This window comes from Peribacillus sp. FSL E2-0218 (assembly GCF_037992945.1).
Classification (GTDB): Bacteria; Bacillota; Bacilli; order Bacillales; family DSM-1321; genus Peribacillus; species Peribacillus simplex_B.
Genome location: NZ_CP150304.1, coordinates 1125664 through 1137649, shown reverse-complemented (window position 1 = coordinate 1137649; position 11986 = coordinate 1125664). Strand labels below are relative to the sequence as shown.

Sequence of the window (11986 nt, the reverse complement as noted above, 5' to 3'; positions counted from 1 at the left end):
TCCCTTAGATGACCTTCGGAGCCAAGGCTTCCCGTACCCATTTATTATTTTCATAGGAAATTCTTCGAAGATTCAGGCGATCCTGTGAACGTGGTCCTTTATTCCTCGCCATCACCTTCAATTTGCTCCAATCAGGTTGCTTGTATATCCAGGTTTTCGATTCTTTATCAAATCGAAGGGTTTCATCCGGGATGGTATAGCCGAGTGAAAGGATCCGCTTCACATATTTGGAAAAGAAGGCCTGGCGAAGCTCTTCATTCGTACTCGTTCTGATTCTGTACCTAATCGTTACATCCTGTTTGGATGACCCCACCTCATTCTTGCTTGGAGGGCCAAAGAAAAGCAGCAATGATTCCCACCAATAATCGATCGAGTCCTGAACCAATCTCCTTTGTTCTTCCGTCCCTTCGGCCAAAGCCATGATGATCGCCTCGCCATGCTGGGCGTGAAAAACTTCTTCGGCACAAATCCGGTGTAACGCACGGGAATATGGTCCATATGAAGCGCCTAGCATATTCGTTTGGGAGATGATCGCCGCCCCGTCTACAAGCCAGCCAATCAAGCCCGCATCTCCCCAAGTCTTGGCCTCCATATGGAAGACATTATGAAACTTTAAATCTCCATTAAATAAATCCTGCATAAGATCATCCCGTTTTTTGCCGAACGGCTTTAGCAAATCCTCGACGACACGAAGCAATAATTGTCCATGCCCCATTTCATCCTGTACCTTTGCCATGATTCCAAGTTTCCTATTTAAAGTTGGAGCTTTAGGAACCCATTCCTTCTCTGGAAGCGCCCCCATGATTTCACTGATGCCATGCATGGAAATTAACTTGATGAGAGTCCCTCGGTAATCTTCAGGCATCCAATCATCAGCTTCTATCTTTTCCCCTGCTTCGATCCTGGCAATGAAATGTTTCAGCTTTTCTTGTTCTGCCATCTCATTTAAAAGAATGTTCATCTAAAACACCTCTTATCCGGTAATGTATATAACGTTAATATAACGTTATTATAAGTAAATGTTATATTAAATGCAAGACAATTCCGTCTTTTGTTCTGACAAAAAGGAAATTACCGGAAGGAACGTGGATTTTAAACGCAGACGTTTCCACTTTGTTAGATTCCGTTGGACAGCCTTCCAGTGCATCATCCAGATCATCGGATCATTCTGCGGAGACTGCATCATCCCCTTTTATAGGAAGTTATGTTACCGCGCTTTTTTATGACTGACAATCGTCTCATCGCTCCATAACTTACCCTGAGGGACAGCGCCATTCACCGTAAGGTATTTACGTTTCCCGCTCAAACACTGAGAATTTCATCTTTACGTTTATCAACAATACGAATCGCTTTTCCTTCCGAACGGGGAATGGTTTTTGGGGCGTTAATAATGATATCCATCGTTACCAGACATGTCGATTTCATTTGCTGTAGAAGTCTTTTCCTTAATTTCACTACATTTTCGTGATCAAGGTCTTCTCCTACCCCCTTATAGAAACCGCTTTCAATTTCGATGTGCAATTCAACGCTATCCATTTGCCCCTTCTTCACAAGGTGGATTTGATAATGCGGAACAATTCCTTCCATCTGGAATAACACACGTTCGATTTCAGACGGAAATACATTTACTCCTCTTACTATGATCATATCATCCGTCCTGCCTTTGACCCGGGACATTCTTGTTGTCGTCCGCCCGCATGTACACGGCTCACGGGTAATGGAGGCGATATCACCCGTTCGGTAGCGGATGATCGGAAGCGCTTCTTTCGTGAGGCTTGTAAAAACAAGTTCCCCGTCTTCGCCCTCATCAACAGGTTCAAGGGTTTCGGGATTAATGACTTCAACGAGAAAATGATCTTCTGCAATATGCAGCCCATTCTGTGCTTGATGACATTCAATCGCTACACCCGGCCCCATGATTTCACTAAGGCCGTAAATATCAACCGCCTTCAACTTCAATTTCTTCTCAAGTGTTGCCCTCATTCCCTCTGACCACGGCTCAGCTCCGAATATTCCATAATCAAGCCCATTATCAGCTGGATCGATCCCCATTTCTTCCATTTTTTCTGCAATGTTCAAGATATACGAAGGGGTTCCGCAAATGCCACGCGGCTTGAAGTCATTGATGATCGTAATCTGGCGATCGGTATTCCCCCCTGAAATGGGCACAGTGGCAACCCCTAATTTCTCTGCACCGCAATGGAGACCCAGTCCGCCTGTAAACAGCCCATATCCATATGCATTATGGAAAACATCTGACTTCCGGCCTCCTGCAGCCACAATCCCGCGGGCGACGATCGTTGCCCAATTCTCCAAATCGTTTTTCGTATACCCCACTACGGTAGGTTTCCCGCTTGTGCCGGATGAAGCATGTATCCTAGCCACCTGTTCCATCGGAACGGCGAACAATCCGAATGGATACTGATCACGGAGAGTCTGTTTTTTTGTAAAAGGCAGTTTCGTCACATCATTCAGTGTCTGAATATCTGCCGGATCAAGGCCCATCTCTGAAAATTTCTCTCTGTAATAAGGTACCTGTTCAACTACATAGCGTATCGTTTTTTTGAGGCGTGCCAATTGCATACTTTCCATCTCGGCACGGGTAGCCGTTTCAACTTCAGGATTGTACATGGTTTCAAGTCCCCCTCTTTTTTGCTCGTTTTCCAGTCCGCCCTTGCCTATAACGTAATTTTAACGAATATATATATTATCGTTATACTTATTTTTAAGATTAATACGCCGCTTTCGACCTGTCAATATTATTTTTTGAATTTAAAGAAAATTTAAAATTATAATTTACATTATTTTCTGACCATGTTAATTTTACAGTGGCTGTCGAATAGCTCGGCAAAGGACATTAGAGGAAGGGTGATTTCATGACCATCGACATTGATCAAGATATGCATGAGTACCATTACGACCAAATCAAGCAAGTGCTGGCAGACGAACCATATGCCTCTTTTCTAGGGATGAAGTTGACGAAGCTTGGTCCTGGCGAAGCTGAAGCTGAATTGACCCCAAGTGGACATATGCTAAATAGCCACGGAGCGGTACACGGTGCCATTATCTTTTCGCTTGCTGATTATGCGTTCGCTGCTGCCAGCAATTCATATGGCAAAGTAGCGGTCGGCGTTTCCAATGGCATTCAATTCATCTCAGCTGGCAAACGTGGAGAAACCCTAGTCGCTCGGGCAAAGGAGATTAAGAAAAACCATAAACTCGCATGGTACCATATCGAAGTGGCAGCCGAAGGCGAACTGATTGCAACGATGGAGGCGATGGTGTACCGGAAGAATCAATATTTCGTTGACCAAGATGAATAAGCAGCCTCTGAACCGGTCGGATCCTTGACCTGCCCGGTTTTTCACTTGTACTGAAAAAGCCAGGTGAATAAAAAAATCAGGCAAGCAAAGGGGAGTCCCGATTCCGGAACTCCCCTTTGCTTGATTGTAACTCATCCAAGTGCCAATCTTTGTTGCTAGTTTTTGACCTCAATGGAATCGGTCACCTTCACCCATTCCCCCTGACCACTTACGATTGGTTCCCCATTCCGATAAACCATTTTCCCTCTGCTTAAGGTAGCAGTGATTTGACAAGGAAAAGTATGGTCCAGGTAAATGCTTTGCTTATGTTTCGCGAAAAAATTCGTTTCCGAAGCTTCGTGGATCCCATCAAGGGAAACAATCGCAAGATCCGCATCCAGTCCCTCCATGATTCTTCCTTTCCTCGAGGAGAGGCCAAATCGTTCAGCCGGCCCTGATGCTGTCCATTCAGCCACTTTGTAAAGCGGGATTCCATATGACCCTGCCAGTTCTATCATCGACATGAGTGAAAATTGTCCGCCGCTTATTCCGCCCCATGCTTCAAAAAGATTATGTACCTCCGGATCCTTCATCTCATAGGGACATGGCGAGTGGTCCGAGGAGATCATATCGAATTTCCCTTCCATCAAACACTCGATCAATTTTTGTTGTTCTTCACTGGCCCTTAATGGGGGGGCACATTTTGCAACCGCACCTTTTTTGACTAAATCACCTTGATTGAATAATAAATAATGCGGACACGTTTCCACCGTTACATCCAGTCCGCGCTGTTTGGCAGCTTCTATTTTTTCTATGGCCAAGCCACTGCTAATATGGACAAAGTGCAGCGGGCAGCCCGTTAACTCCGCATATGCAATCGCACGCTCGACAGCTTCCGCTTCTGCCTGCACAGGTCTTGTAGCCGCATAATCGTCAGCACTGAATAGACCTTCCTTCTCTTTTTCCTGCTTCAACCATTGAGTGATCGGGTCACTTTCCGCATGAAGAGCCAAGACCTTGCCCAACTCTGCGATCTTCTTCATTCCATGTAAAAGGGTGAAATCATCTGCACGTTCAAATTCTTCATTTCCCGTTGCCGAGAGAAAAGCTTTAAACCCGATGACTCCTGATTTTGCGAGCGCTTCTAGTTCATCGACATTGCCAGGCACCAAGCCTCCCCATAATCCAAAATCTATAATCGACTTCGCTTCGCCGATTTTCCCTTTTTCAAGGAGGGCTTCACGGTCAATGGTTGAAGGGATACCATTCAATGGCATATCGAAATATGTCGTGCATCCACCCGCAGCCATCATTTGCGAGCCCGTTTCAAAGCCTTCCCAATGAACGCGTCCAGGTTCACTGAAATGCACATGGACATCGATCATTCCAGGAAAAATATGCTGACCATCCGCCTCATACTCTTGAACGGCGTTCGCCTCAAGGCGATCGTCAATCTTGACAATCACTCCATCTCGGATTGCAAGATCGGCTTTCTTCACTTCACCAGGAAAAACTACATTCCCATTGCGGATAATAAGATCATAAACTGACATCCAAACCACTCCCCTTAAATAATTTCATAAACTTAAAACGCCCCCCTGGATACCGCAGCTTGCTCCGCCTTTCCTACATATACATCAAGCGCAGCCTGCAAAGCCTCCCCTCGATTCACTTGGAATCCTTGACGCAGCAGGACAGCTTCCAAGGACGCGAGCACAAAGAGGATGTTTTCTTTTCTGCAGCTGAATCCCATGGTGCCAATTCTCCATATTTTCCCGTGGAGAGGACCGAACGAGGAGGCGATCTCGATGCCGAATTCATTCAGCAGCATGGACCGGACGGCTTCCCCATCGATTCCAGCTGGAATTTCTACACAAGTTACACAAGGGAGTTTGTTTTGGCCATTCCCGAACAGCGTCAGCCCCATCGCTTTGATCCCTTCCACCAATGCCGCTTCATGAAGTTCATGACGGGCAAATCGGGCTTCCAGACCTTCTTCAAGCACAAGGCGCAAGCCTTCACGCAACGCATAAATCATGGATGTCGCTTCCGTATGGTGATTCAAGCGCCGCGGTCCCCAATAATCCTGGAGCATGCTTAAATCAAAATAATTACTGGTGATGGGACGGCGGTTAGACACCCTTCGATTGTCTTCGGCGGTCGCAATGCCGCGCTCCACTTTTTTGCGGGATTGAATGATTTTTTCGATGCGCTCATTATACGTGATCGGAGCCATTCCTGAAGGAACGGACAAGCATTTTTGTGTCCCGCCGATCAATCCATCAATGCACCATTCATCCACCTTCACATCCGTGCCCCCGATAGATGCGACCGCATCGACAACAAGCAGGACATCCAGTTCGCGGCAGGCCAGCCCAATTTCCTTCAATGGCTGCATACAACCCGTCGAAGTCTCTCCATGTACGATTGCCGTTATCTTAGGAGAAACCTTCTTGATTTCCGCAATGATGACTTGCGGATCGAATACTTCTCCCCAAGGGCATTCAATCGTATGGACTTCGGCACCGTACCGTTCACAAATTTCCACCAGCAGGTGACCGAATCTTCCAAAAATGGGGACGAGGACTTTATCACCTGGTTCAATGATGCTGCACAGGAGCGCTTCATTCCCTGACCTCGATGTGCCGTCTATCGGGAACGACCATGTATTTTTCGTCTGAAAAACCAAACGCAGCATCTCCATCACTTCATTCATGATCGAGGTGAATGCAGGATCGAATTGCCCTAAAATCGGCGTGCTCATCGCTCTTAAGACACGCGGGTCCACCTCGACCGGCCCCGGCGTCATGATCGTTCTCATCGGTGTATTTAATTCTGAATATGCCATTTTTCCCAGCTCCTTTTAATAGGCTAATTTATAGAGGACTTCGCTTAAAACATCGATTCCCCTTTCTAAATCCGGAACACTTGTAAACTCCTTAGGCGAGTGGCTGATTCCACCCTGACTGGGAACGAACAACAAGCAGGTCGGACAGAAAGAACCAAATACCTGGGCATCATGACCGGCTCCACTGACAATATCCTGATAAGGTATATGTTTATCCTCGGCAATCCGCCTTGCAAGCTGATTCATTTCCATATCCATCGCAACGGGTTTGACATCCATCCATTGCGAAACCTCCAGCTTCATTCCTGCTTTTTTCGCCAATCCATCAAAAGAAGAGAAAATTTCCTTGCAAAACAAATCAAGTATCACTTCTTCATGATGCCTGATATCAAGGGTGAACTCCACTTCACAAGCAATGACATTGGGAACATTGGGAATAACATTCAATCTGCCGACCGTCGCCACTAAATGCGGGTCCATCCCCTTCGCTTTGTTCGTTAAGAAGGAGATGAATTCTGACGCGGTGCTGACTGCATCCTTGCGGTAGGACATGGGGGTGGTTCCCGCGTGATCGCTTTCTCCAACGACTTTTACCGTATAGCGGCGCTGTCCGACAATATGGCTGACGACGCCTATCGCATTTCGGTTCTTTTCGAGGACCATCCCTTGTTCGATATGGATTTCGACGAATCTGTCAATATCGTTGCGGGCAGGCGTTTTATAGACTTCGGGCCCAAATCCCGCTTTCTTCATCGCTTCCACAAAAGGGATTCCCTCTGTATCTTCCATATCCTTTACATGATCTAGATCATAGATTCCTTGGATATTCCTCGAGCCCCAAAACGTAATGGGGAATCTGCTTCCCTCTTCTTCACAAAAGGAGACGACCTCTATCGTTTTTCGAGGCTGCCCATATATTCTATATAACTTTTTAACCGCAAGGAAGCTGGCGATGACCCCGTAAGCGCCATCGTATTTTCCCCCATCCTTGACTGTATCGATATGGGAGCCGGTCAGGATCGTCCCACTTGCCGAATCCGCCCCCTCAAGCCTGCCAAACAGGTTCCCTACACTATCAAAATAGGTAACAAGGCCTTCCTTATCCATCTCACCCTTCATTGCAAGCTGAGCACTCAGCCATTCCTCGGAATACAATAAACGGGTCACCCCTTTATTTTCCGTCGCTCCAAAAGAGGCCAACCACTCAATCAATGAAGCAACATCACCCGTTTCATCCATGAATTTTTCAATTTGGATTTCCATCACATCTCTTCCCTTCCCAGATTCAGTCATGTCATGAATATTCACAAACATGTGTTATCTATTATTTTACTTCCTTTCGCCTCTAACTTCATTGACGAATCTGTCAGGATTTTGATGTTTTTTTGTGCAAAACAACCAATGTACCAATCTTCTAAGTTTATATAAAGAAGAGAGCACCCATGAAACTAGCCCCCCCTCCTCTTTTCAACTTGTATAATTCGAACCTAAGCCCAATTCCCTCAAAAGCTTACGGTAGGCGATCGACGTCTTATCTGCCGCGATATGCGCTTCCGCTTGAAGGTCAAGAGGCAGCTCCTCCGGCTTTTGATTTTCCACCATCGCCCTATCTTCATTGAATATCTGCAGATTAAATTCATACGTATCCTCAATCGGGGCATCCACATCGAAATTACGGGCCATCGGCGAAAACATTCTTGTCTTACGTGCCGAAACCGGACTGGCACAATTCAAGATATGGAGTTTTCCATCATACGGGAAATGAACGATCAGCCTTGCCGCAAGCGGCGGAAATATATCGAAAACCCGAAGCCATTCGAAGTTGGCAGGCTCTAGGTGCTTCATGCCTTTTCCATAATTGCTGACGGAACTTAAATATTCAACATGCAGGCCATACTCCGTTTTATCCACCTTATAGCTGGGGACGATCTGGTTATTACGGTCAGCGAAGCTTTCCGAATGAACCCAAGCGAAGTGGGACACATCCAAGAAACCTTCCATCTGCCGGCCGGCAGAGCCGGCAATGTCAATGGAAGGCGGAAGGATATTCAAATATCCCTCATCCTCCCACGCAGGCAATTCCGGAATGTCTTCTTCATCACTCGCAATCGATGTCCATACCAAGCCGTAACGCTCGACAGTTGGATAAATATTAATGCATAGCCGCGGGGAAATCTTGGCACCGGGATGTGCAGGTATCCCGGTACAATCACCTTCCGGACCATACCTGAAACCATGGTACGGGCATACGATATCATCTCCATCAACCCATCCCATGCTTAACGGCACCCCTCGATGGAGGCAAAGGTCCCTTGCAACGATGATCTTCCGATTGACCCGATATAGGACAAGGTGTACATCAAGAAGTTTAATGCCTATCGGCTTTTCTGCCACTTCCTCGACTGCCGCTACAGGAAACCAATATCCGGTTAATACATCCCAGTCCTTTTTACTGAATGTGCACTCTTTCGGAAATGGCGTTACTCTTTTTTTCTTGTATGAACCTATCCCTTCACCCATGTTATGCACTTCCCCTTCGGACTTTTTTGTAAATAATAACAAAATTATTATATTTTGTCATTAACTATGTTATAAAACCTCACATTTGATGAACGCCCAAAATGTCCAACAACGAAATTTGTAAGATATGTCAAAGGGTTTGTATGATATGATAATGAAAATCCGCTAAGCAAGTCCATAAAACTACATTTATCAGAATGAGGTGTTCCATATGAAGGTAACAGAACTTTTGACATTGCCCGCATTAGCCGGCATGAATGTAATTGCAGGGGAAACAGGGACCGATCGGGAGGTCTACACAGTCAACATGATGGACGCTCCAGATATCATCCACTTTTTAAAGCCTAACGAACTTCTTGTAACCACCGCTTATCACGTAAAGGACAAGCCGCACCTTTTGTCATCCCTTGTCGAGGCAATGGCCAATCAAGGCTGCGCAGCACTCGGAATAAAGACAGGGAGGTTCCTGACGGAAATCCCTGAAGCTGTATTGGTTCTCGCAAACGAATTATCCCTCCCGATCATCGACCTGCCTCACGAATTGTCTCTTGGGGAAATCATCAACTACACATTGCGGGGGATATTGGATCAACGGGCAGCAGAGTTGGCATTTGCCATGGAAACCCATAAGCAATTCACCGATTTAATCATGCGCGGCAAAGGTATCGAGAAATTACTTGATCATTTATCCGAAATGATTGGATATCGCATTCTTTTAGTTGACCAATACCTTAAACCGCTATCCCGTCCAATATCCACATCCGGAATTATTCCAATAATCAAAAAGATGCGTGGTGCAGGCTTTCGATTTAATAAAACAAAAGCTTCGTCCTTTTCCTTTACATCCCTTACCAACCAACAAACCTATACCATTTTCCCCATATACATGGACGAAAAAAAGTTTGGTTATTTGACGATAGCAGGAGAGGTCAAGTCGAGCGATAACCTTGTAACACTGACGATAGAGCAAGCCACAAACGTCATCTCCTTCGCTCTAATGAAGGAACACGCACTTAAACAGCACGACCGGAATATCCGGAATGATTTCTTCCTTCATTTTCTTGATGGCAATTTTTCTTCACAAGAGGAAATCACAAACCGGGCTAAAGAGTTTTCCTTACGCAATGAACAAGCGTATATTTGCGCAGTCGGCAAGATCGACGGACCCGAATCTACGAAAAGCTATACACAGCTGCAAAGGCAGGCCGATTCGATTTTTCAATCCTTGGAAGATGAACTTCATCTATCACCCCATCCCATTCATCTCTTCACAAAAGGAAAGAAATGCATTCTCTTATACGAAGTCAATGAAGTTTCTGGGGATGTTCTCCAATATGTCGAAGCCTCGTTAAAATCATTGCAAAAAATCACAGCCAGCCAGTTCGGTTGCACGATTTCTTTCGGCATAAGCACAAGGAGCCCGAGTTTTTTACAAACCAAGAATTCGTATAAAGAAGCGAACGACTCCCTCATTGAAGGAGGTCTCGCAAAAAAGACCGAATACATCCAATCATTCAGGACGAAGGACATCATGGAATTATTGAGGATTATTCCCGAGGAAGACTTGAAGAATTTCTACTTTTTTGCCTTGCAGGGATTTTCCAAGATCATTACCGAGGAGGAGCAGTCCTTATTGCAAACATTATCTGTATATCTTGAAACACATTGCCAAATATCCGAAACGGCTAAACGGTTGTTCGTTCATAGGAACACCGTCGTGTACAGACTGGAGAAGTGTGAAGAACTACTCGGCAAAAGCTTGAAAGACCCGGAGACAACACTCCAAATACGACTTGCCCTTCGCATTAAATCATTGCTAAATGGATGATCCGCCCTACTCCCTTCCGCACTTTATGCAGTTTGCTCATATGATTATCCAAAAATTGTCTAAAATAACTAATGACAATTTTCTGATTTTTTATTATGATATACTTCATAACAAACGTGTGTTATATAATATAACATTAAATGAAGGAAGGGAGTTTTTATATGAATAAGTTCAAAACCTTCTCGTTAGGTCTTCAACACGTTCTTGCCATGTACGCAGGAGCGATCCTCGTACCAATCATCGTCGGCGCTGCATTGGGTGGGGCTCACCTCTCAACAGCTCGCCTACCTGATTGCCATTGACCTATTAACCTGTGGAATTGCTACTCTATTGCAATCTTGGAAAAATGAATTTTTTGGCATAGGACTACCCATCGTTTTGGGGACATCTTTCGTAGCCGTCACCCCCATGATCTCCATTGGCAGCCATTATAGCATTTCCGCCATATATGGAGCGATCATCGCAGCTGGTTTATTCATCATTTTATTTTCCAACATTTTCAGTAAACTGCTTAAATTATTCCCCCCTGTCGTGACCGGTACCGTCGTCATCATTATTGGATTATCCTTAGTGCCCATCGGAATCCAGAATATGGCCGGCGGTTCAGCCAACAAAGATTTCGGTTCAGCAGAAAACTTAATGCTTTCCTTCGGCGTCCTTGCTGTCATTCTATTAATCAATCGCTTCTTCACAGGATTCATCCGCTCCATTTCCGTTCTCATCGGCATCATCACCGGAACGATCGCTTCAACGGCATTTGGTGAAATGGACTTTTCCACCGTTTCCCAGGCATCTTGGTTCCATATTCCTGCCCCTTTCTACTTTGGATCGACCACGTTTGAAATGGCCCCGATTCTTACGATGCTGCTGGTTGGCACGGTCATTTTAATTGAATCCACCGGCGCATTCCTTGCCCTCGGAAAAATAACCGGTAGAGTATTAACCGAAAGGGATATAGTCAAAGGCTACCCGGCAGAAGGCATCGCATTCACTTTAGGAGGGATTTTCAATGCCTTTCCATATAGTACATTCGCACAAAATGTTGGCCTTGTTCAGTTATCAGGAGTCAAAAAAAGAACGATCACCATCGTTGCAAGCTTCATCTTGATCGGACTTGGGCTGACACCCAAAGTCGCAGCGCTCGCTACACTGATCCCTACGGCCGTTCTCGGGGGTGCAACCGTGATCATGTTCGGAATGGTCATTTCTTCAGGAATTAAAATGTTGAACGACGTCGATTTTTCCAACAACGCCAATTTATTGGTCATTGCTTGTTTCGTTTCACTTGGACTGGGTGCCACTGTCGTTCCCGAGTTATTTTCCAGTTTTCCTGAAGCCATCCGGATTGTCGTCGGTGACGGAATCATTACTGGAAGCCTGACTGCGATCATCCTGAACTTGATCTTCTCCCCGCCAAGGAAGGAGACGGCCAAAGGTGATGGCACGATCCCCGATTCCGATCGGTTAATAGCCAAAAGTATATAAAAA

General features: G+C 45.6%; 8 protein-coding genes and 1 pseudogene. 3 read left to right on the top strand and 6 right to left on the bottom strand.

Annotated features, from left to right (window positions below):
• Positions 1–4: 4 nt before the first annotated feature.
• Positions 5–961, bottom strand: a complete 957-nt coding sequence (gene paaA, locus MHI53_RS05400) for a 1,2-phenylacetyl-CoA epoxidase subunit PaaA (protein ID WP_340372949.1) — start codon at positions 959–961, stop codon at positions 5–7.
• Between the two features lie 341 nt (positions 962–1302).
• Positions 1303–2631 (bottom strand): AMP-binding protein, encoded by a 1329-nt coding sequence (locus tag MHI53_RS05395; protein ID WP_061143222.1) that lies wholly within the window; start codon positions 2629–2631, stop codon positions 1303–1305.
• Between the two features lie 245 nt (positions 2632–2876).
• Between MHI53_RS05395 and MHI53_RS05390 the strand changes: the two genes are divergently transcribed.
• Positions 2877–3323, top strand: coding sequence for a hotdog fold thioesterase (locus MHI53_RS05390; protein WP_061143223.1), 447 nt, complete (start codon positions 2877–2879; stop codon positions 3321–3323).
• Between the two features lie 155 nt (positions 3324–3478).
• Here MHI53_RS05390 and MHI53_RS05385 read toward each other — a convergent pair whose 3' ends face one another.
• The 4 genes from MHI53_RS05385 to MHI53_RS05370 all read right to left on the bottom strand — a co-directional run bounded on the left by MHI53_RS05385 (position 3479) and on the right by MHI53_RS05370 (position 8670).
• Positions 3479–4855, bottom strand: coding sequence for an allantoinase (locus MHI53_RS05385; protein ID WP_340372948.1), 1377 nt, complete (start codon positions 4853–4855; stop codon positions 3479–3481).
• Positions 4856–4887: 32 nt separating this feature from the next.
• Positions 4888–6150 (bottom strand): alanine--glyoxylate aminotransferase family protein, encoded by a 1263-nt coding sequence (locus MHI53_RS05380; RefSeq protein WP_340372947.1) that lies wholly within the window; start codon positions 6148–6150, stop codon positions 4888–4890.
• Positions 6151–6165: 15 nt separating this feature from the next.
• Positions 6166–7413 (bottom strand): allantoate deiminase, encoded by a 1248-nt coding sequence (gene allC / locus MHI53_RS05375; RefSeq protein WP_061143339.1) that lies wholly within the window; start codon positions 7411–7413, stop codon positions 6166–6168.
• A 204-nt stretch (positions 7414–7617) separates the two neighbouring features.
• Positions 7618–8670, bottom strand: a complete 1053-nt coding sequence (locus MHI53_RS05370; protein WP_340372946.1) for a Rieske 2Fe-2S domain-containing protein — start codon at positions 8668–8670, stop codon at positions 7618–7620.
• Between the two features lie 211 nt (positions 8671–8881).
• Here MHI53_RS05370 and MHI53_RS05365 point away from each other — a divergent pair, with 211 nt between their 5' ends.
• Both MHI53_RS05365 and MHI53_RS05360 read left to right on the top strand, forming a co-directional pair.
• Entirely contained in the window at positions 8882–10498 is a 1617-nt protein-coding gene (locus MHI53_RS05365; protein ID WP_340372945.1) for a PucR family transcriptional regulator ligand-binding domain-containing protein, read from the top strand.
• A 161-nt stretch (positions 10499–10659) separates the two neighbouring features.
• Positions 10660–11983, top strand: a pseudogene (locus tag MHI53_RS05360) (nucleobase:cation symporter-2 family protein).
• Positions 11984–11986 lie beyond the last annotated feature (3 nt).

What these genes read in the sequence shown, in the direction of transcription:
- paaA (WP_340372949.1), bottom strand. Translation starts at nt 961, where the DNA reads ATGAACATTCTTTTAAATGAGATGGCAGAACAAGAAAAGCTGAAACAT.
- MHI53_RS05395 (WP_061143222.1), bottom strand. Translation starts at nt 2,631, where the DNA reads ATGTACAATCCTGAAGTTGAAACGGCTACCCGTGCCGAGATGGAAAGT.
- MHI53_RS05390 (WP_061143223.1), top strand. Translation starts at nt 2,877, where the DNA reads ATGACCATCGACATTGATCAAGATATGCATGAGTACCATTACGACCAA.
- MHI53_RS05385 (WP_340372948.1), bottom strand. Translation starts at nt 4,855, where the DNA reads ATGTCAGTTTATGATCTTATTATCCGCAATGGGAATGTAGTTTTTCCT.
- MHI53_RS05380 (WP_340372947.1), bottom strand. Translation starts at nt 6,150, where the DNA reads ATGGCATATTCAGAATTAAATACACCGATGAGAACGATCATGACGCCG.
- allC (WP_061143339.1), bottom strand. Translation starts at nt 7,413, where the DNA reads ATGGAAATCCAAATTGAAAAATTCATGGATGAAACGGGTGATGTTGCT.
- MHI53_RS05370 (WP_340372946.1), bottom strand. Translation starts at nt 8,670, where the DNA reads ATGGGTGAAGGGATAGGTTCATACAAGAAAAAAAGAGTAACGCCATTT.
- MHI53_RS05365 (WP_340372945.1), top strand. Translation starts at nt 8,882, where the DNA reads ATGAAGGTAACAGAACTTTTGACATTGCCCGCATTAGCCGGCATGAAT.